The organism is Glycomyces tarimensis (assembly GCF_054776215.1).
On the sequence record NZ_BAAHCB010000005.1, the window covers coordinates 97,579 to 117,048 of the forward strand.

At 69.7% G+C, this 19,470-nt stretch carries 17 protein-coding genes; 11 read left to right on the top strand and 6 right to left on the bottom strand.

Annotation, left to right across the window (positions count from 1 at the left end):
* Window positions 1-46 precede the first annotated feature (46 nt).
* Complete coding sequence (locus ACYVK3_RS06070) at window positions 47-871, top strand: diacylglycerol kinase family protein (protein ID WP_460496384.1); 825 nt, start codon at window positions 47-49, stop codon at window positions 869-871.
* A gap of 110 nt (window positions 872-981) precedes the next feature.
* A complete protein-coding gene (locus ACYVK3_RS06075; protein WP_460496385.1) occupies window positions 982-2,904 on the top strand; it encodes a beta-galactosidase in 1,923 nt (640 codons plus the stop codon).
* A gap of 91 nt (window positions 2,905-2,995) precedes the next feature.
* On the opposite strand, the gene ACYVK3_RS06080 is transcribed toward ACYVK3_RS06075, so the two are convergent.
* Entirely contained in the window at window positions 2,996-3,976 is a 981-nt protein-coding gene (locus ACYVK3_RS06080; RefSeq protein ID WP_460496386.1) for a helix-turn-helix transcriptional regulator, read from the bottom strand.
* A 102-nt stretch (window positions 3,977-4,078) separates the two neighbouring features.
* Here ACYVK3_RS06080 and ACYVK3_RS06085 point away from each other — a divergent pair, with 102 nt between their 5' ends.
* From ACYVK3_RS06085 to ACYVK3_RS06100, 4 genes are all read left to right on the top strand, one after another.
* Window positions 4,079-4,546: a VOC family protein gene (locus ACYVK3_RS06085; RefSeq protein WP_460496387.1), complete on the top strand. Its 468-nt coding sequence runs from the start codon at window positions 4,079-4,081 to the stop codon at window positions 4,544-4,546.
* 227 nt (window positions 4,547-4,773) lie between these two features.
* The gene (locus tag ACYVK3_RS06090; protein ID WP_460496388.1) at window positions 4,774-5,535 is read left to right on the top strand and encodes an SGNH/GDSL hydrolase family protein; all 762 of its coding nucleotides are present in this window, start codon (window positions 4,774-4,776) and stop codon (window positions 5,533-5,535) included.
* Between the two features lie 132 nt (window positions 5,536-5,667).
* Window positions 5,668-6,276 (top strand): DUF1349 domain-containing protein, encoded by a 609-nt coding sequence (locus ACYVK3_RS06095; RefSeq protein ID WP_460496389.1) that lies wholly within the window; start codon window positions 5,668-5,670, stop codon window positions 6,274-6,276.
* Between the two features lie 127 nt (window positions 6,277-6,403).
* On the top strand, window positions 6,404-7,528 hold the full coding sequence (locus ACYVK3_RS06100; protein ID WP_460496390.1) for a DUF4253 domain-containing protein: 1,125 nt from the start codon (window positions 6,404-6,406) through the stop codon (window positions 7,526-7,528).
* An 88-nt stretch (window positions 7,529-7,616) separates the two neighbouring features.
* Here ACYVK3_RS06100 and ACYVK3_RS06105 read toward each other — a convergent pair whose 3' ends face one another.
* Window positions 7,617-8,180, bottom strand: a complete 564-nt coding sequence (locus ACYVK3_RS06105) for a TetR family transcriptional regulator C-terminal domain-containing protein (protein WP_460496391.1) — start codon at window positions 8,178-8,180, stop codon at window positions 7,617-7,619.
* Between the two features lie 232 nt (window positions 8,181-8,412).
* Between ACYVK3_RS06105 and ACYVK3_RS06110 the strand changes: the two genes are divergently transcribed.
* Window positions 8,413-8,802, top strand: coding sequence for a hypothetical protein (locus ACYVK3_RS06110; protein WP_460496393.1), 390 nt, complete (start codon window positions 8,413-8,415; stop codon window positions 8,800-8,802).
* Window positions 8,803-8,812: 10 nt separating this feature from the next.
* Window positions 8,813-10,450: an alpha/beta hydrolase family protein gene (locus tag ACYVK3_RS06115; protein ID WP_460496394.1), complete on the top strand. Its 1,638-nt coding sequence runs from the start codon at window positions 8,813-8,815 to the stop codon at window positions 10,448-10,450.
* 51 nt (window positions 10,451-10,501) lie between these two features.
* Here the strand turns inward: ACYVK3_RS06115 and ACYVK3_RS06120 are convergent, their stop codons facing one another.
* A complete protein-coding gene (locus ACYVK3_RS06120; RefSeq protein WP_460496395.1) occupies window positions 10,502-11,275 on the bottom strand; it encodes a TetR/AcrR family transcriptional regulator in 774 nt (257 codons plus the stop codon).
* 86 nt (window positions 11,276-11,361) lie between these two features.
* Here ACYVK3_RS06120 and ACYVK3_RS06125 point away from each other — a divergent pair, with 86 nt between their 5' ends.
* The 3 genes from ACYVK3_RS06125 (at window position 11,362) to ACYVK3_RS06135 (ending at window position 15,820) form a co-directional block, all read left to right on the top strand.
* Window positions 11,362-12,321 carry a DrrA family ABC transporter ATP-binding protein gene (locus tag ACYVK3_RS06125; RefSeq protein WP_460496396.1) on the top strand — a complete coding sequence of 320 codons (960 nt, stop codon included), beginning with the start codon at window positions 11,362-11,364 and terminating at the stop codon, window positions 12,319-12,321.
* Window positions 12,318-13,154 carry an ABC transporter permease gene (locus ACYVK3_RS06130; protein WP_460496397.1) on the top strand — a complete coding sequence of 279 codons (837 nt, stop codon included), beginning with the start codon at window positions 12,318-12,320 and terminating at the stop codon, window positions 13,152-13,154. The genes ACYVK3_RS06125 and ACYVK3_RS06130 overlap by 4 nt, the downstream gene beginning before the upstream one ends.
* A 467-nt stretch (window positions 13,155-13,621) precedes the next feature.
* Window positions 13,622-15,820 (top strand): HNH endonuclease signature motif containing protein, encoded by a 2,199-nt coding sequence (locus tag ACYVK3_RS06135; RefSeq protein WP_460496398.1) that lies wholly within the window; start codon window positions 13,622-13,624, stop codon window positions 15,818-15,820.
* Here the strand turns inward: ACYVK3_RS06135 and ACYVK3_RS06140 are convergent.
* The 3 genes from ACYVK3_RS06140 to ACYVK3_RS06150 form a co-directional block, all read right to left on the bottom strand.
* Entirely contained in the window at window positions 15,790-17,673 is a 1,884-nt protein-coding gene (locus tag ACYVK3_RS06140) for a beta-propeller domain-containing protein (RefSeq protein WP_460496399.1), read from the bottom strand. The two genes, ACYVK3_RS06135 and ACYVK3_RS06140, sit on opposite strands and share 31 nt — an antisense overlap.
* Before the next feature lie 43 nt (window positions 17,674-17,716).
* Entirely contained in the window at window positions 17,717-18,562 is an 846-nt protein-coding gene (locus tag ACYVK3_RS06145; protein ID WP_460496400.1) for a carbohydrate ABC transporter permease, read from the bottom strand.
* The coding region (locus ACYVK3_RS06150; RefSeq protein ID WP_460496401.1) for a carbohydrate ABC transporter permease at window positions 18,562-19,470 on the bottom strand (909 nt) is incomplete at its 5' end. The genes ACYVK3_RS06145 and ACYVK3_RS06150, both read right to left, overlap by 1 nt.

Sequence of the window (19,470 nt, forward strand, 5' to 3'; positions counted from 1 at the left end):
CTGAGCGCTATGGGTTGGACCTCCATCACACCGTAGAGTCGGCGAGGTGAACGTAGTCGTGCTGACCCTCGTGGAGACGAACTGCTCGAACACCGGGCCTCGGACGCAGACGCTGCACCTGATCGACGAGCTCAAGGGGCGCGGGGCCGAGATCCGCACCGTGGAGGCCTCGACACCGGGGCAGGTCGATCCCGTATTCGACGACCCCGACGCCCGGATCGTCCTCGCGGCCGACACGGACGAACAGGTCAACGCCGTGGTCGCACGGGCGGTGCGGCGCCTGGCCCCCGCTCCGAGCGAACGCCCGGACGGCCTGCCCGAGGGGCGCACCATCCCGGACCTGCCGCCGCTGGCGATCCTGCCGCAGGGGACGGCCCCCGGCCTGGTGGCGCGCTTGGGCCTGCCGACGGGGCCCGCGGACGTGGCCGAGGCGGTCATGGGCGGCACGGTGCTGCGCACCGATCTCATGCGCCACGACGGCGGCGGCGTCGGCCTCGACGGGGTGCGCCTGGGCGGTGGCGACCGCCCCTGGCGCGGCGTGGTCAACCTCGACGACGCGGTGCTCGCCGACGGCTCGGAGCAGATCCTGGCGTGCGTGGTCGCCAACGCCGACGGCTACGCCGCGGCCGACGACATGGTCCTGGTCGAGCCCGATCCGGCCGACGGGAAGATCGACGTCGCCGTGGCCGTGCCGGTGACCGTGGGCCGACTGCGCAAGCGCGTGCGCATCGAGGTGCGCCGCGCCCGCGGGCGGGCGGTGGCCGTCCATCCCGAGGACGGCGTCACCTTCGTCTCCGACGGCCTGGTCGACGAGCTCAGGCGCAAGCGCACCTGGTGGGTCGAGCCCGGTGCCGCCGGATGGTTGCGGTAGCCGTCCCTTTCTGAGACGGTTGAAAAAAGTAGACCGGGACCACAGCGGCAGCAACCGTTTGCCGTAGCCTTGGTCCGGCACCCGCCCTCTCGTTGCAAAGGAGACCCGCCATGGCCATCGTCTACGGCGGCGATTACAACCCCGAACAATGGCCCCGCGAGACGTGGGACGAGGACATGCGCCTCATGCGCGAGGCCGGCGTCAACCGCGTCAGCGTCGGCATCTTCTCGTGGGCCAAGCTCGAGCCCGAGGAGGGCCGGTACGACTTCGCCTGGTTCGACGAGGTCCTCGACCTGCTCCACGCCAACGGCGTCGAAGTGTGCCTGGCGACGCCCACCGCCTCGCCGCCGCCGTGGTTCGCCGCCACCTACCCCGAGGCCGTCCTCGTCGACGCCCAGGGCCGCCGACTCACCCACGGCTCGCGCCAGGGCTTCGACCCCTCCTGTGACGTCTACCTCGCCAAGGCCCTGGCCATCACGGAACAGCTCGGCCGCCGCTACCACGACCACCCCGCCGTGAAGCTGTGGCACGTCCACAACGAGTACGGCTGCCACAACGCCCGCTCCTACTCGCCGGCCGCCGCGGCGAAGTTCCGCGTGTGGCTGCGCGAGCGCTACGGCGACCTCGACGGCCTCAACCGGGCCTGGGGCACCGCGTTCTGGTCGCAGGCGTACTCCTCGTGGGATCAGATCCTGCCGCCGCTGCCGACCCCGACGATCCCCAACCCCGGCCAGGTCCTCGACTTCAAGCGCTTCTCCTCCCATCAGCTGCTCCAGCTCTACAAGGCCGAGGCCGAACTGCTGCGCTCGATCGACCCGAGCGTGCCGATGACGACGAACTTCATGACCGGCTCGCACCCGGACATCGACCTGTGGGAGTTCGCCGAAGCGGTCGACGTCGTCGCCACCGACCACTACCTCGAGGCGCCCTTCGAGCACGTCAACCTCGGCATGGCCGCCGACTTCGCCCGGTCCCTCGGCGGCGGGAAGCCGTGGGTGCTCATGGAGCACTCCACCTCGGCGGTCAACTGGCAGGGCCGCAACCGCGCCAAGGCCCCGCGCGAGATGCTGCGCAACTCCCTGTCGCATCTGGCCCGCGGCGCGGACGCGATCATGTTCTTCCAGTGGCGCGCCTCCCGGCAGGGCGCCGAGAAGTGGCACTCGGGGATGGTCCCGCACGTCGGCACCGACTCCAAGATCTGGCGCGAGGTCTGCGAGCTCGGCGCGCGCCTCGGCGAGCTCGCCGAGATCGAGGGCTCCACGGTCGAGGCCGACGCGGCGATCCTGTGGGACTACCAGAACCTCTGGGCGCAGGAGCACGAGGCGAAGCCCACCGGCGACCTCGACCCGCAGCGGGTGTTCAACGACTACTACGCCGCGTTGTGGCGTGCCGGCATCACCGCCGACATCGCTCACCCCGAAGGCGACCTCACGGGCTACCGCCTCGTCGTGGTCCCGGCCGTCTACCTGATGTCCCGCAAGGCCGCGGACAACCTCAAGGACTTCGTCCGAGGCGGCGGCACGGTTCTGGTCACCCCGTACTCGGGGATCGCCGACGAGACCGACACGGTCTACCTCGGCGGCTACCCCGGCGCGATCAGCGACCTCGTCGGCGTCCGCACCGAGGAGTTCTACCCGCTCATCGACGCCCGCGTGGAGCTGGCCTCCGGCGGCACCGGCTCGATCTGGAGCGAGGCCGCCGAGAGCCGCGGAGCGGAGGTCCGCGACATCTACCGGGACGGCACCCCGGCGTGGACCGTGAACCGCTTCGGCGAGGGGACCGCGCACTACCTGACGACGTTCGTCGACGACGACACGCTCGACCGCGTCGTCGCCGCCGCGGCCTCCGACGCCCGCGTCGAGCCGACCGCCGACGCCCCCGCCGGCGTCGAGGTCGTCCGCCGCTCCCACGGCGACGGCCGCTCGTGGCTGTTCTGCATCAACCACCTCGACCACGACGCCCAGGTCAAGACCGCCACAGCCACCGTCGACGTCCCCTCGGGCGAAGTCGTCGTGTACGCCGAACACGCATAGCGCGAATCGCCGAGCACCCGAAGGGACCGGTTCCCCGCGGGCGCTCGGCGCTTCGCGGGGGCCTCATGATCGCCGCCCGATCGCCCTCGGGCTATCGCGCCGTCGCCGCGTTGCGTGCGGCGAGCTGTGCGAATGCCGCGGTCAGTTCTGGCGGGGCGATCACGTCGATGTCCGTGTCGAAGCGCCCCAGGGACGCGGCGAGAGCCACCCAGGACCAGGAGCCGGCGGTGTAGCGGCACCGGTCGGCCCCGAGGGGCTCGACGGTGCCGTCGCCGGCGAACGGGAGCACGGCGCCCGCGGGGAGGTGCAGGACGACGGTGCCGGTGCACGGCCAGGTGTCGACATGGTCGGAGCCCTTGAACCGTGCCGAGACGTAGTCCTGCGCGCTGCCTTCGGGGATCTCGCGCGGAGTGAACCGGGGCCCTGTCGGGGTGCGTGGGGTGATGCGGTCGGCGCGGAAGACGCGCCAGTCGTCGCGCTCGAGATCCCACGCGACGAGGTGCCACCGGCCGTGGGAGGTGACCAGGTGGTGCGGTTCGACCCGCCGCGGCGGGCCCACCTCGGTGTCGTCGGCGCCAGGGCGCCGGCTCGCGTAGTCGAACCGCAGCACCTCCCGGGCGCGGACGGCGGCGGAGAGGGCGATGAGCACCTCGGGCGAGACCTGAGTGGCGGGGCCGTCGCCGGGACGCGGGACGGTGGTGAATTCGACGGCGTCCAGGCGGTGGCGCAGGCGTGAAGGCATGACCTGCCGTACCGTGGTGAGCGCCCGCAGAGCCGCCTCCCCGATGTTCGCTCCGGTGACAGTCGCGGCCTGCAAGGCGACCGTCAAAGCGATGACCTGGTCGTCGTCGAACAGCAGCGGCGGAAGCTCGCTTCCGGCGTCAAGACGGTATCCACCGTCCGGCCCCATCGTCGCCCGGATGCTGTAGCCCATCTCGCGCAGGCGGTCGATGTCGCGGCGCACCGTCCGGTGGCTCACTTCCAGCCGCTCTGCGAGCAGGGCGCCGGGCCAGTCGCGCCTGGTCTGCAAGAGCGACAGCAGATTGAGGAGCCGAGAGGTCGTCGTCGTCATTCGTCGATACTAAATCGAGTCTAGGACTAGAGCTGGCCTATACGCCTGGGAGAGTGGCTGTCGTCAGGGAGAAGCCCGGCACCGTTGCTACTAGGAGCAGACATGAGCCTCAAGACCACCACCCACCTCAACTTTCGCGGCGACGCCCGTGCGGCCCTGGAGTTCTACCAGTCCGTCTTCGGCGGCCGGGTCACGATCGCGACCTACGGCGACTTCGGCATGCCCAAGGAGCTCCCCGGCGCCGAGAACGTCGTCTTCGGCCAGGTCGAGACCGAAGAGGGCTTCCGCGTGATGGCCTACGACATCCCCGGCCAGGCCGGCGGCTCGGCCGCCGACGCCGGCTCAACGTACCGCGAGAACGGCACCACCGTCACCGACCAGCCGTTCTTCGTCTCCGTCCGCGGCGAGACCCTCGACGAGGTGCAGGGCTACTGGGCAGCGCTCTCGGCCGGCGCGTCCGTCATCGAGCCCCTCGCAGTGTCAGCGTGGAGTCCCGGATTCGGCATGCTCACCGACAGCTTCGGCGTGACCTGGATCCTCGACGTCGCCCCCGCCCACAGCGCGGAGTAACCGGCCCCGCGAACTGCGGCGCGGGACCGACCCCGTGTCGCAGTTCGCCTTCTCGCCATCGCTCGAAGCCCGCACTCACCTCGTCCCCGAGTGCCGCGCTTGCCGAACGGCACCGTCACGCTCGCCACCTGATCGAAACCCGATCGTTATCTACGTGAGGCATGCTGGTCAGCACCCGGTTGGGGGCAGTCCAGACGTTCGATGCGGATTGAAGGTGGGGAGTGGGAGTGCCCGCGGAGTTCTCGAGTTTCGTGGCGATCGGCGACAGTTTCACCGAAGGGGTCGGCGACCCCGGCCCCGGCGGCATCGGCTTCAGCGGCTGGGCCGACCGCTTCGCGCACCGCGCCGCCGAGTTCTGGCCCGACTTCTCCTACGCCAACCTGGCCGTCCGCGGCCGGCTGTTCGACCGGATCGTCGACGAGCAGGTCGTCCCCGCGATCAAGCAGAGCCCCGACCTCGTCTCCTTCGCCGCGGGCGGCAACGACGCCCTGCGCCCCGGCTTCAACGCCACCCAGCTGTCCACCCGCGCCCACGAGGTGGTGCGCCTGTTCAAGGCCTCCGGCGCCGAGGTCATGCTCTTCACCTGCGCCGACGTCACCGCCCACATACCGGGCATGAAGATGCTGCGCAAGCGCTTCATGGCCACCAACGACGCCTACCGGCGCGTCGCCGCGCGCCACAACGCGATCCTCATCGACCTGTGGGAGGACGACGCCTTCGCCGACCCGCGCCTGTGGTCGGAGGACCGCCTGCACCTCAACCACCACGGCCACCGCCGCGTCGCCGTCGACGTGTGCGAGGCCCTCGGCATCGAACCCGACGAGGACTGGCTGAAACCACTGCCGACCCTGGCGAAGGTCCGCCGGGAGATGAACGGCGCCGCCTGGGCCGGCAAGCACCTCGCGCCCTGGATCAAGCGGCGCATCACCGGCAGGTCGAGCGGGGATACAGTCGAACCCAAACGCCCTACTCTGACGCAGGTGAGATGATGATCGTCTTCAAGCTCCTCGTGGTACTGGTGATCATCCTGTTCGCCGCGTTCTGGTTCGGCATGCTGTTCAAAAAAGGCCGAAAGGGATAGTCGATCGCGCACTGCCGGCAACTGCCGGTAGGCTCCCGGGATGAGCGTCAACCTCATCGGCCTCCCCTTCGCGCTCGCGTGGGACCAAGGAGTCGAGCCGCCCTCGTGGACCCAGTCCGACACCGGTCTGTACGCGACCGCCGCGGCGCAGACCGACTGGTACACCTACGCCCCCGATCCGAACGTCGCGACGCGCAACGCCGCCGCACTGCTCGGCGTCCCGCCAGACGGCGACTGGCAGCTCAGCGCCCGCATCACCGTGGGCTTCAACGGCACCTACGACGCCGGGGCCCTCGCGCTGGCGGCTGACGACGCGCACTGGGCGAAGTTCTGCTTCGAGTTCTCCCCGCAGAGCCAGGGCATGGTCGTCTCCGTGGTCACCAACGGCGTCTCCGACGACGCCAACGGCTGGACCGTCGAGGGCAACGCCTACTGGTTCCGCATCAGCCGCCTCGGCAAGGGCTTCGCCTTCCACGCCTCCGCCGACGGCGAGCACTGGGAGTTCGTCCGGTGCTTCGCCCTCCACTCCGACCTGCCGTTGAGGACGGGCCTGCTCGTCCAGGCGCCCTCCGGCCAGGGCTGCGAAGTCGCCTTCGAATCGCTCGCGTTCAAGGCCGAGACGTTGAAGGAGCTGCGCGACGGAAGCTGAGAGCATCGGCGGCTTCACGAGGCTCCACTCCGGGGGTGCCCGTGGCGTTTCCAACGCAGACAGGGCATCATGGAGAACTGTGGGACTCCTCCAGCGTCTGTTGGGGCGCCGGGACACGCCTGACTCAGTGCCCGATCCCGCCGCCCAACAGGAACCGACAGCCAAGCCCGAGCCCGAGTCAGCGTCCGACGAACCGTCGGCGGTCTCCTCGGGCGCCCTTGACGATGCCGCCCCCGAGGCGCTCCAGACGGAACCTCAGGAGGAGGACAGCATCGCGCCCGCGACCGAGCCGGACGCCTGGCCGAGGCTCAAAGCCGTGCCCGATCCCGAGCCCGAGCCGGAGGACGTCGAGACCGAAGTGGAACCCGAGCCGCTGCTCGACGCCCAGCCCGCACCCGAGCCCTCGTCGAAGCCGGAGGACATCTTCGTGCCCGAGCGACCGAAGCGGGAACTGCTCACCTTGGACAAACCCGAACCGCCGCAGCGCCCGGCCACGACCGGCCGCGACGAGATGATGCCGCGCGAGGAGGACACCGACGCGCTCGACATCGCCGGCTCGCCCCGAGCCGCGCTGCGCGCCGCGGGGCTCGCCGTCCCGAAGATGCACCAGCTGGTGCGCGGCGAGAACTCGACCATGTGGGCCTTCGGCGTCCGCGCCTCCGAGGCCCTCCACTGGTGGCTGGAGATCCGCCAGTCCGCCGAGGAGACCGGCTGGATGCCCGTCCTGCTCGGAGCGCCCGAGGAGTGGCGCGACTCCGGCGAGGCCATCATCCACGAAGGCGACGACGAGCTCGGCCGCGCCGACGGCATCGACGCGGGCGCACTCCTGCACGACAAGGCCGCCGAGGCCGGTGAGCCGGCCCGCGGCGTCCCGATCCTGCCCAGGCGCGGTGACACCGACTTCGCGACGCCGCAGCGCGACGGCCTGCTCGGCCTCGTCGAGACCGACGCCGGTTGGAAGATTCCGGCGATGTTCCCGTGGAAGGGCTCGACGAACTGGGAGCTGTACGGCGCCGAGCACGCGGCGATCCTCAAGCACTGGCACCACCGCTTCGAGGCCGAGCTCGTGGCGATGACCTATGACGTCTTGGAGCTGTACGTCCCGCACCCGCCCAGCGCCGACGAGGTGCTCGGCGTGGCCGGCGAGGCCTACGCCTACTGCCCGGACCTGCTCGACTCGGGCGTGCCGACCCTGGAGGACCTCGCCGAGCACATGATCCGCTCGCGGGCGTGGTACTTCCGGTGGACGTAGTCCCATTGGAACGTGAGCTCAGCCGGTGGACGTAATCCCATCGGAACGTGAGCGCCGCCGGTGGACGTAGTCCCATCGGAACGCGGATTCAGATACCGGAGCCGGCCAGCAACCGCACGGCCTCGATGACCTGTTCGGGCTCGGGCATCGAGTCCGGGTCGATCAAGGCCTGCACCAGGAACCCGGTGACCATCGCGTAGGCGGCCGAGCCGACCCCGTGCTCGTCGGCGGGTCCGGTCTGCTCGGCCGCGACTCCCGCCATCATCGAGGCCAGCGACGTGCGCGCCTCGGCGAGCCCCGAGGCCAGCGCGACTCGCAGCTCCTCGTCGAACTGGGCTTCCGCGAATGCCTGCGCGCTGGCGATGTGCAGCTCGCGGGAAGCCGGGATCAGATGGAAGAGCCTCCGGATCAGGACCTCGAAGCGGTGGGCCGGGTCCTCGGCTCCGGCCTCTCGGACGGCCTGCTCGACCGTGTCGCCCCATTCGCCGGTCGCTTCGAGCACCTCCAGCGTCAACACGGCCGCCTGGACCGGCGCGGCCCTGCTGGCCGTGGTCGCCGTCGTCGCCGGCTTCGCCCTGCGCGGACGGCGGTGACGCCGTCCCGACCAGTCCGCCGGCCACGGCGATGCTGTGGCCGTAGCGGTCGGTGGCATCGTCTCCCCATGCCGTCCAAGGGGTCCCGAAGCCCGCGTCGACAAGTGGATGGCAAGTGAGTCCGTGTACATTTCGGCCGATCGACGATGACGGCGCGGCCGGTCGCGCGCAGCCGCCGAGACCGGACGAACCCCACCCGGACCTCGTGCCCCCGCCGCTGCGCGCACGACCGGGACTCGGCGACCCCGACCCGGGTGCTCGCCTCCGCGCCGCCGAGAGGATGGGAGTCCTATGAGCGGTGCGGAAGTGTTCGCGATGGAGCCCGACCGGGTTCACAGCGCGGTCGAGGACCTGTTCGACATTGAGGCGGAGGTCGATTCGGCCTCCTCGGCGATCAAGGACGAGACCGAGACGGTCGGCTCCGGCCTGGCCGGAGGCAACTTCGCCGTCGGCGCCGCGCTCACCTCGGCCGGAGGTTGGTGGCACGGCCTGCGGGCGGGCGGTTTCGGCCGCCGCCTGGGCAACATGGGCGAATACCTCGCCACCTGCGCCGAAGAGGCGGTCGAGATCGACGAGTACAACGCCGACGCGTTCCGCGAATACGCCGACCTCGACCGGTACGCCGACAGACCCAACGCCCAGGTGGCCGACTACCCCGCCCGGCCGAACGGCGGACTGTAGGAGTGCGTCGATGAGTTCATCCCTCACCTGGCAGGATCTGTCGACCGCGGACCTGGCACCGCTGTCGGAGCTGGCCGCCTCCTGGACCGCGCACGCCTCGGCGATGGTCGAGCAGGCCGAGCGCGTCACAGGTGACGTCGTCGGCGGCTCGCTCGGCGTCGACAACTTCGACAGTGACACCGCCGACGAATGCCGTGAGCAGCTCGGCCGCCTCGCCGGGCAGTTCCAGGACGACATCCACGACTACGCCTCGGTCCGGATCGCCGCCACGATCGAGGAGCTGCACGCGGCGCTCGAGACACAGCAGAACAACCTGAACGACCTCATCGACGAGGTGGAGGCCGAGCGGTTCGAACTCAAAGGCGACGCCGGGTCCGAGCGGGTCGTCATGTCCGAGCAGCTCGCCACCGAGGTCTCGGAGGAGCGGGACGACCCGGTCGGGCGCTACCACGCGCTTGCCGAGCGAGCCCAGATGCTCGAAGCGAGCGTCCGCGCGGCCATGGAGAGCGCGAGGACCGCGGACGACGAGGCCGCCGCGCTCCTGGAGGGCCTCGCCGGCGAGGCCGCCCCCATGCCGCCGTTCGTCGGATCCGGCTACGGCGACGGCGTGGAGGCGTACGAGGAGGCGCTGGCCGAGCACGAGGCCGCCGAGCGCGAGGAGATGCTCAGCGGTGAGGCCGACCCCCACGTGGTCGCCGGGTGGTGGGAGCGCCTGTCCGAGAGCGAGCGCCAGGAGATCATCGAGCAGGAGCGCGACGCCGTCCGCGGCCTCGACGGCATCCCCTCGCAGGTGCGCCACGAGGCCAACATGGACTACCTGGACGAGTACATCGAGGCCCACCCCGGCGACCGCGACGCCAGGGCACTGCGCGACCGGGTGCTCAACGAGGACCTGATGCTGCTCGGGCTCGACCCGCGGATCACCGACTCCGGACTGAACGCGCCGAACGCCCCGGGCACGCTGCTGGGGGACTGGAACGTCATCGTCGCCGTAGGCGGCGATCCGGACCACGCCGAGAACACCGCCATCTATGTTCCCGGTGTCGGCAGCGATACCAGCATGGCCGGGAACCCCGCGTTCACCGGCACCGATTCGTACATCGACTTCGCCGGCAACATCGACCGATCCGCCGGAGGGGGCGACGACAACGTCACGGTCATGTGGCTCGGCTACGACTCGCCGTCCGGGCTCCCGGGGGCGGCCTTCGACGCCGCCGCGCAGGAAGGCGGCGCGGCGCTGGACCGCTTCACCACCGGAGCCGCCGCCACGAACCAGGTGGAGGGTTCGAGCATCACGCAGATCGGACACAGCTACGGCGGGGTGGTGACCGGGTACGCCGACCAGCACGGCGGCGGCAGCGCCGCCGATCGGGTGGTGCTGGTCGGGGCGCCGGGGCCGGGCGCGGACAACGGGACCGCGCAGAACTTCAACGTCGGGGCCGACGACGTCCACGTCATGCACAGCGACCGGGACGCCATCAACGCCGCCACCGGCACCCACGGCGCCGATCCCACCTCGGAGCATTTCGGCGGCGAGCGGACCGAAGTCTCGGATCGCGAGGACCTCAACACGCTCGACCACCACATGTACTACTTCTACGACCAGGACAACCTGAGCGAGCTCGGGGACATCGTCACCGGGGATTGAGGGATTCGATCCGCGCGCGTCGACACCCGTGTCCCCGCCAGGCTCGGAGCGTCACGCCCCGTCGGGGTGCTTGCGGCTCTGCTCCATGCGGGGCGCCAGGCCGTCGAGCAAGCGTTCGAGCGCGTACCGCATCGCGTCGTGCGCGGAGATGTCCCACGCGTTCTCGTCGGTGAACCGCGCGATGGCCGGGTAGCGGCCCGACGCGACGGCCTTCTCCAGATACGGCAGCTGCGCCTCCCACCATTCCTGCTCGCCGACGGCCGGTTCGTCCTCTGCGGAGTCACGCAGCAGGTATTGGCGGGCGGTGCCGGTGACGAGGTTCGACACGGCGGTGATGACGAGGTTGACCTCCTTGTCGGGCAGCTCGTGGCCCTCGAAGGCCGCCACCGCGAAGTTGAAGCCGTCCAGCGAGTCCGGCCCGAGGACCGGGCGGCGCTGGTCGATCTCCAGCAGCCACGGATGCTCGGAGTAGACGTGCCAGGTGCTCTCGGCGAGCAGTTCCAGCCGCTGGCGCCAGTCGAGCCCGGTGAGGTCGGGCGCCTCGGGGCCGACGCGGCTGAGCCGATCCACCATGAGGTCGATCAGTTCCTTCTTGCCGGGCACGTAGCGGTAGATCGTCATGGTGCCGACACCGAGTTCGGCGGCGACCTCCCGCATGCCGAAGCAGCTGCCCTCGCGGTCGGCGGCGCGGATCGCCGCCTCGACGATCCGCTCCACGGTGAGCTTGGGTTTGGGCCCCGGTTTGCTCGGCTGCGGCTCGAGTTCGCGCCAGAGCAGTTCAAGACTTCGCTTGGGGTCGCCCGCCCCGGTCTGTGGTGTCGCCATAGAGGCCTCATGATATCCGCTTGCAAACCGAGTACAGCGTACTCTAATATTGGGTACAACGTACCCGATTAAGGGGGAACCAGGCAATGCCAACCACCACCGTCGAGGCCGAGAACCTCGGCAAACGCTACAAAGACACCGTCGCGCTCGAAGGATTCGACCTCTCGGCCGAGGCCGGCACCGTCCTCGGACTCCTCGGACCCAACGGCGCCGGCAAGACCACCACCGTGCGCATCCTCACCACCCTGCTCGGCTTCGACACCGGCCGAGCCACCGTCGCCGGCTTCGACATCGCCCGCGACGCCCGTCAAGTACGGCGCCGCATCGGACTGACCGGCCAGAACCCCGCAGTCGACGACATGCTCAGCGCCCGCCAGAACCTCGTCCTCTTCGGCAAGCTCTTCCGCCTCACCAAGACCCAGGCCCGCCAGCGAGCCGAGGAACTGCTCGACCAGTTCAGCCTCGTCGAAGCCGCCGACCGCCAGGTCAAGAAGTTCTCCGGCGGCATGAAGCGCCGCCTCGACCTGGCCGCGAGCATGATCCTGGCACCGCAGGTCCTGTTCCTCGACGAGCCCACCACCGGTCTCGACCCGGCCGGGCGACGCGAGGTCTGGGACGCCGTCTCGGGGCTCGCCGCCGACGGCACCACCGTCCTGCTCACCACCCACTACCTCGACGAAGCCGACCGGCTCTGCGACCGCATCACCGTCATCGACCACGGCCGCAACATCGTCGACGACACCCCGGCAGGCATCAAACGACGCATGGGCGCCGACCGCCTCGAAATCGTCGTCGCCGACCACGGCGACCTTGACGCCGCGAAAGACCTCATGGGCGCCGTCGCCACCGGCGAGATCGCCACCGACCCGGCGACCGGCTCCGTCTCCGCCCCAGTCGCCGAACCGGTCACCGCGCTCACCGCGACCGCCACCGCCATCCAGCACAAGCAGCTCGACGTCGCCGACATCGGCCTGCGCCGACCCACCCTCGATGAGGCGTTCCTCGAACTCATCGGCTCCGAAAACGAGAAGGAGGCCGGTCGATGACCACACTCGCCCCGCTCCCGCCCGAGACCCTCGCCTCCCGCGTCAAGTGGACCGTCCACGACTACCGCACCATCGTCGGCCAGGAGTTCGCCCACATGGCGCGCCAGCCCGCGAACTTCGCCTGGCAGCTCGGCTTCCCGATCGTCATGGTGCTGCTGTTCGTCTACGTCTTCGGCTCCGCCATGGACGTCACCGGCCAGGGCGCCGGCGTCGACTACGTCGCCTACGCCATGCCCGGCATGTTCGCCTTGACGATGGCCTTCGGCTTCACGAACACCGCCTGGGCGGTCGCCGAGATGAAGGAGAAGGGCTTCATCGACCGGGTCCGCTCGATGCCCATGGCCTCCTCGGCGGTCGTCGTCGGCCGCAATATCGCCGACACCATCCACGCCGGTGTCGACTTGGCGATCCTCGCGCTCATCGCGCTGGCCATCGGCTGGCGTTCGGACGGCACGTTCTGGGAGACGCTGGCCGCCTTCGGTGTGCTGCTGTGGCTGCGCTTCTCGCTGATCTGGGTCGGCGTCTGGCTCGGCCTGCTCGTCAAGGGCGTCGAGCAGGCAGGGAACCTGTTCGCGATCGCCTTTCCGTTCGCGATGGTCTCCTCGGTGTTCACCCCGCCGGAACTCATGCCGAACTGGATGGGCGCCATCGCCGCCTGGAACCCGGTGTCCGCGACGGCGACCTCGATTCGGGAGCTGTTCGGCAACCCGGTCGCGGTCGGCGGCTCCTGGCCCGAGCAGCACGCCTTGGCCGCGGCGCTGATCTGGCCGGTGATCATCACGCTGATCTTCCTGCCGCTGGCCGTCCGCCGCTTCCGCAACCTCGGACGATAAGAGCCTGAAGGAAACAGGAAAGGCGTGGCCGCGCCGCTTCGGCGGCGCGGCCCCGCCGCAGCCCTACACCGGACAGGCTCGTGGACGACGCGTCGGCGCGGCCGTCGGTAGTCGGGGCGGTGGGTTGGCGCCTGGGGAGACCGGCAATGGACCGTGGGGCGCTGGCGGGAATGGTGTTGGTTGTGGTTGCGCTGCACTAAAGGCGTCAGCGACGGAGAGGTGGGTTGTCTGTGACGGTCGGGTTCGCGGGCTGTCGGGAGGGCGTGGGGCGCTGGCCGGATCGGCGGATCTTGTCCGGGTTGTCTTGCGAGGCAAAGCGAGTGGGTAGTCCGGCCGGGAAACGTGAGTGTTTTCCCACCCTAATGGGTGATGACAGAGCGGCTGTGACCTGGGAGAATAGAGGTATAGCACGAACCGGCGGAAACAGCAGGTTCGTACGAGACCTCAATGATCGAGGGAGGTGTGAGATGGCCAAGGTGGACACGAAGCCCAGCAGGACCGAGCGGACCGAGCGGGCGGCGGCCATCCACACCGAACTCGATGAGGCGGCTGCCGCCATCAACGCCCTCCACGCGGACATCCTCGCCCGGGTGATCGAGGCGAAAGCCTGGAATATTCACCGCGACTGCGACGGATTCTCGGCGCTGCGGGAGTGGCTGGTGACGACCTTCGACTTCCACCTGCGCACGGCTGCTGATCTGGCGGCGATCGCCCGCACCGCCGGGAAGTTCACCGTCCTCGCCGAGACCGCGACGTCGGCTCGGGCGCGGATCGACCGGGTCGCGGCGGCCGTGCGCCGCCTGGACGCGACCAAGGCCCTCCGCGTGTACGCCCGGACTCCCTACAAGGAGCCGGTGTCCTCCCCGTTCGACGCGGACACCCGCTGCCCGACGCCGGAGCATTTGATCGCGCAGTACTGCATTCACGCGACGGTGAAGGATGTGCACGCCCAGCTCGACGAACTTCAAGCCGCCCTGGACAACGGTGAGGAGCTGTTGGACGGGCTGGGGCAGCAGTCGTTGCAGCGGCTGGATCTGGTGGAGACTGAGAACGGCATGTTCGTCCTCTCCGGGCTGCTGTCTTCGGATACCGGGAAGCTGTTCGCCAAGCTCCTGACCACCGCCGTGCCCCCGCCGCGTCAGGATGAGGTCGACGAGGACGGGTCGCTGCCTCCGGCGGCGAACCGGCGGGCCGAGGCCTTCCACCAGGTGCTCGCGGCCCACGGGGCCGACCCGAACGCGGCCAAGCGGCACGGGCACACCGCCACCCTGCACCTGTCAGTCGACATCGAAACGTTGGCCGGGGACGACACCGGACGGGTCCCGACCCTCGAAGGCGACCCCATTTCCCTCGGTAAGGCCCGCCTGCTCGCCTGCGAAGGCCTGGTCATCCCCAACGTGTTCAACTACGCCACCGGCGAAGCGATCGAACTCGGCCGGGCCCTGCGCCTGCCCAACAGCGCCCTGCGGCGGAAGCTGGAGTTGGAGCAACCCGGCGGGTGCGCCTGGACCGGCTGCCTCGCCCCGGTGCAGTGGACCGAAGCCCACCACATCCGCCACTGGGCGAATGGTGGACCGACAGTGGCCGAGAACCTGATCCTGCTGTGCCGGTTCCACCACGGCCGCATCCACACCCCCGGCTGGACGATTCAGAAGACCGGACCGGGCAAGGCGTTGATCGTGCACCATGAGGGGCACGAGGACACCGACCCCGACCTCACATGCGGGTGCGCCGACTGGCGCACCGACACCGACCTGGATCTGGGCTTCGCCGACGACATCGCGAACGCCTTCCCCACCGGCCTGTACCCCGAAGAATGGTCGGAGACCCTGAAACCCGACCTCGAAGCGGCTGCCGAACAGGCCGAGACCGAGCAGGTCATGGCCGCCGCGAAAGCCGCACGCGCCAAAGTACGAGCCCGCTTCACCACCCCGACACCGGAGCCTGAACCGGAGACCGGAACGGCGACCGAGAGCGAGACCGGGACCGAACTTGAGCCTTCCACGCCACTAGCGGAATCGAGGCGGCCTCGTGAACCGGTCGGAGCCGCAAGCGCCGCACCGGCACCCGACTACGTACCGCCCTCCTTCTTACCCTGCCCGCTGCGGGATGCCGTGGCGGGGAAGGCACCTCATAGATCGCCAGCTCGAAACCGGCAACGGCTTCGAGCACTTCCCCATGCCCGGACTCCGAACCGGCACACCAGCCACCCGAATACTCGCCGCCCAGCGGGCCACCATCACGCCCGGCACGGCGGCCCCACCGGCCACCTCCGCGCCGACAAACCAATACCAGCCCACCACGGTGCCCGCCATAGACACCGGCACCAGCCCACCACGGTGCCCGCCATAGACACCGGCACCAGCCCACCCGCCACCGCTTTCGTCGCTGCCTTGGCGCAGAACGACCATCACACTCGCCCGTTCCCGCCAACGCCCCCGCGACCATTGCCGGGCTCCTCAGGCAACCCCAGGCCACCACGGTGCCCGCCACAGACACCGGCACCAGCCCACCCACCACCTCGTCATCGTTGCCGCCCTTGGCCCAGAACGACCATCACACTCGCCCGTTCCCGCCAACGCACGCCCGGGCCGCGCCGCCTCCCGAAATGCGGCGCGGCCCCGTCCTTGCCCCCCTACCAGGCGATCCACTCGGTCGTCTCGTAGCCGCCGCCGATCTCGGTGGCCTGGAGCCCGGCGTACGAGAGCGTCCACAGCTGATCGCCGATGACCAGGCTCCGCACGATCTCGGTGCCGTAGCTGTAGTTCTCGTCCTCCTGCGCCTCCGCCTCGTGGGCTATCCAGGCGGTCTCGGTCACGGTGTCCTCGCCGATCTCGAGCACCACCGCGCCCGCGCTGCTCTCGTGGTCTTCCCAGTCCCACACCGGCAGGACCGCGATGCCCTCCGCCTCCCAGTACAGGAAGCCGTGCGGGTCCCACTCGGCCGCGGAGTTCGCGCCGTCGCGCTCGTACTGGTCGAGCACGCTCGCCTCCTCGTCCGCGACGTCGAACAGGCTCACCTGGAGGCCGGTGGTCATGCCCTGCTCGGTGGCCTCCTGGCCGACGCCGAGCAACCGCTCGCCCGGGAGCGGGTGCAGATAGGCGGAGTAGCCGGTGATCTTCAGCTCCCCGGTCACCTCGGGATTCGCCGGATCGGACAGATCCAGTGTGTACAGCGGATCGGTCTGGCGGAACGTCACCACGTACCCGGTGTCGCCCATGAAGCGGACCGCGTAGATCTGCTCGTCGAGCCCCAGGTCGCCGACGGCCCCGACCTCGGTCAGCGAGTCCTCGCCGATCGCCAGGACCGTCACGGTCGAGCTCGACGGCTCGGACTGCCCGCCGGGTGCGATGCCGTCCTCGGCCGGGCCCCACCACGTGTCGTTGTTCTCGGTGGTGGCGACGCGCAGATGCCCGTCGTGCTCGCTCATCGAGTACTGGTTGAGCAGCGTCCCCGGCACGGCGGCCTCCCCGGCCAGGCGCGGCTGATCGCCGTCGAAGGCGAAGCGGTAGAGCTCGGTCTCGGCCGCGGGCTCCTCGGCGTCCCAGTGGTGGTCGCTGTGCGCCAGGTAGAGGCTCTCGGCGGTGCCGTGGACGGTGCCGCCGTCCGCCATCACCGTCGTCGGATCCACATCAGACCATTCGCCGCCGGCCGACAGCGCCGCCACCGTGACCGTCGCCGACCCCTCGAAGCGCTCGGGGTGGGCGATCGCGTCGCACTCGGTCTCGCTCTCGACACCGTCGACGCTGTAGCTCGGCAGCCAGTCCTCGATCGTCGTGGACCGCACCGCCTCGCGCAGCTCGGCGGCGTCGGAGCCGGAGTAGAACTCCTCCCACAGCGGCTCGATATGCGGCGAGGAGTCGACCGCGAGCCGCACCTCGCCCTCCACCATGCGCGCGTCCAGCATGGATCCTTCGAGGGCGAAGGTGTCGCGCACCTCGAGCTCGGCGGGGTCGAGCCGTTCGAGGACGAACTCGGAGTAGTACTCCTCGCCGCTCTGGTGTTCACGCGTGTACATCACCAGCAGTTCGTCGTCGCCGAGGAACAGCCGGTGGTCCCAGGTCTCCCAGCCGTAGTCGTGCTCGGCGACGACCTCGGCGGTCTGCGCGTTCACCACGCGCATGACGGCGTCGACGACGCTGTAGACGAACTGGCCGTCGGTCTTGACCATGTCGGGCTCGTCGACGCCGGCGACGGCCGTGTTGGTCTCGGAGTGGTCCGTGGCCGCGGCGTTGTCCCCGGCGGAGGGCGCCGACTCGCCCTCGGCGGTGCTCCCGGCGTCCCCCCGGGCGAGCTCGTCCACGGGGCCGCGCGCGTTCTGGTAGCGGCGCATGTCGTTGAGCGTGCCGATGAAGGACCGGTGGATGCCCTCCAGGGCCTCCTCGCAGCTGTCGTATGACGCCAGCTGCGCCGAGGCGGGAACCCAAGGGGCCGTATCGATGGAGGGGTCTGGCTCGGAGGTGCAGGCGCCGGCGGCCAGAACGGCGGCGGCGCCGAGGGGTACGAGTCGGTGTCTCATGTACCCTCCGACGCCGCCGATGCGGTTCCGGTTCCTTCGCGGGCTAGCCCTTGGTGCTGCCCGCGGTCAGGCCGCTGATCAGGTGGCGTTCGGCGAAGGCGTAGAAGACCAGCGCCGGCAGCATCGCCAGCATGACGAACGCCAGGACCTTCGCCGTGTCCGAGGCGTACTGGCCCGAGAACTGCGTGACACCGATCGGCAGTGTCCACAGGCTCGCGTCCTGCAGCACCACGAGCGGCAGCAGGAAGCTGTTCCAGCTGCCCACCAGCGCCAGCACCGAGACCGTCGCCAGCGCGGGGCGCGCCATCGGCAGCAGGATCGTCAGGAAGAACCGCCACGGGCTCGCCCCGTCGATCACGGCCGCCTCCTCGATCTCCCCCGGGATGGCCCGGAAGAAGCTGCGCAGGATGACGATCGTCAACGGCAGGCCGAACGCCGCCTGCGGCAGGATCACGCCCAGCGGGCTGTCCAGCAGGCCCATGGTGCGCAGGATGATGAACAGCGGCAGCACCGCCACCGCGAACGGGAACATCAGCCCCGTCGCGAACAGCATGAACAGGACCTCCCGGCCCCGGAACGCGTAGCGGGCGAACACGAACGCCACCATCGCCGCCGCGCCCACCACGATGAAGGTGGTCGCCAGCGCGATGAAGACCGAGTTCCACAACTGCCTCCAGAACAGGTCCGAGGCGATCACGTCGGTGTAGTTCGCCGCGTTCCAGGGACTCGGCAGTCCGAGGGCGTTCTCGCGCAGCTGCGCGTTGTCCTTGAAGCCGCCCAGCAGGGCGAAGAGGATCGGCGTCGCCACGAACACCAAGGTGAGGAACGCGGCGATGTAGAACCCGGTGTTGCGCAGCAGATTGCCGCGCGCGGTGTTGACGGCCGGCATCAGCGGTCACCTCCGTTCGATCCGCCTCCGGTGAGGCCGCCCTGCAAGTCGCGTTTCAGCACATAGCGCTGATAGAACAGTGCGAAGACGAAGCTGATGAGGAACATCGCGATCGACAGGGCCGAGGCGTAACCGATCTGGTTGCGCTGGAAGCCCTGTTCGTACATCGTGATCGCCATGGTCTCGGAGGCGTGGAACGGGCCGCCGCCGGTCAGGACGAACACGAGGTCGAACAGCTGGACCACGCCGATGATGGACAGGAAGATCGTGATGCGCACGGTCGGTCCCATGAGCGGCAGAGTGATCCGGCGGAACATCTGCGCGCCGCTGGCGCCGTCGATGGCGGCGGCCTCGTAGAGCTCGTCGGGGATGTTCTGGCGCCCGGCCAGGTACAGGATCATGTGGAACCCGAAGAACTTCCATGTGAGGACGCCGAAGACGACGTACAGCACGATGGAGCGGTCCGAGAGCCATCCGACGCTGCTCTCGATGCCCAGCGTTCCCAGCAGCGAGTCGGCGAAGCCCCTGCGTTCGGAGAAGATCAGCCGGAACAGCACGGCGGTGATCGCCTCGGACAGCACGTACGGCACGAAGAACAGCAGCCGGAAGATCGTGCGCCCGGGGAAGCGCTGATGGAGCAGCATCGCGAGGCCGAAGGCGAGCGGGAGCTGGACGACCAGCGAGAGCACGATGAGCACGGCCACGCGCCACAGGTCGCCCAGGAACACCGTGTCCTTGAGCAGGTTCGCGAAGTTCTCGAAGCCGATGAAGTCGGTGGGCGGTCCTCCCAGGCCGTTCCAGCGGAAGAAGCCCACGTACGCCGCGAAGAGGATCGGCGCGAGCACGAACAGCAGGAACAGGACCAGACCGGGGATCAGGAACGCGGCGATGGTCCCGGCCCCCGGCCG

Coding starts and splice junctions, on each gene's coding strand:
- ACYVK3_RS06075 (WP_460496385.1), top strand. CDS start 982: ATGGCCATCGTCTACGGCGGCGATTACAACCCCGAACAATGGCCCCGC.
- ACYVK3_RS06080 (WP_460496386.1), bottom strand. CDS start 3,976: ATGACGACGACGACCTCTCGGCTCCTCAATCTGCTGTCGCTCTTGCAG.
- ACYVK3_RS06085 (WP_460496387.1), top strand. CDS start 4,079: ATGAGCCTCAAGACCACCACCCACCTCAACTTTCGCGGCGACGCCCGT.
- ACYVK3_RS06095 (WP_460496389.1), top strand. CDS start 5,668: ATGAGCGTCAACCTCATCGGCCTCCCCTTCGCGCTCGCGTGGGACCAA.
- ACYVK3_RS06105 (WP_460496391.1), bottom strand. CDS start 8,180: ATGCCACCGACCGCTACGGCCACAGCATCGCCGTGGCCGGCGGACTGG.
- ACYVK3_RS06110 (WP_460496393.1), top strand. CDS start 8,413: ATGAGCGGTGCGGAAGTGTTCGCGATGGAGCCCGACCGGGTTCACAGC.
- ACYVK3_RS06115 (WP_460496394.1), top strand. CDS start 8,813: ATGAGTTCATCCCTCACCTGGCAGGATCTGTCGACCGCGGACCTGGCA.
- ACYVK3_RS06120 (WP_460496395.1), bottom strand. CDS start 11,275: ATGGCGACACCACAGACCGGGGCGGGCGACCCCAAGCGAAGTCTTGAA.
- ACYVK3_RS06125 (WP_460496396.1), top strand. CDS start 11,362: ATGCCAACCACCACCGTCGAGGCCGAGAACCTCGGCAAACGCTACAAA.
- ACYVK3_RS06130 (WP_460496397.1), top strand. CDS start 12,318: ATGACCACACTCGCCCCGCTCCCGCCCGAGACCCTCGCCTCCCGCGTC.
- ACYVK3_RS06135 (WP_460496398.1), top strand. CDS start 13,622: ATGGCCAAGGTGGACACGAAGCCCAGCAGGACCGAGCGGACCGAGCGG.
- ACYVK3_RS06140 (WP_460496399.1), bottom strand. CDS start 17,673: ATGAGACACCGACTCGTACCCCTCGGCGCCGCCGCCGTTCTGGCCGCC.
- ACYVK3_RS06145 (WP_460496400.1), bottom strand. CDS start 18,562: ATGCCGGCCGTCAACACCGCGCGCGGCAATCTGCTGCGCAACACCGGG.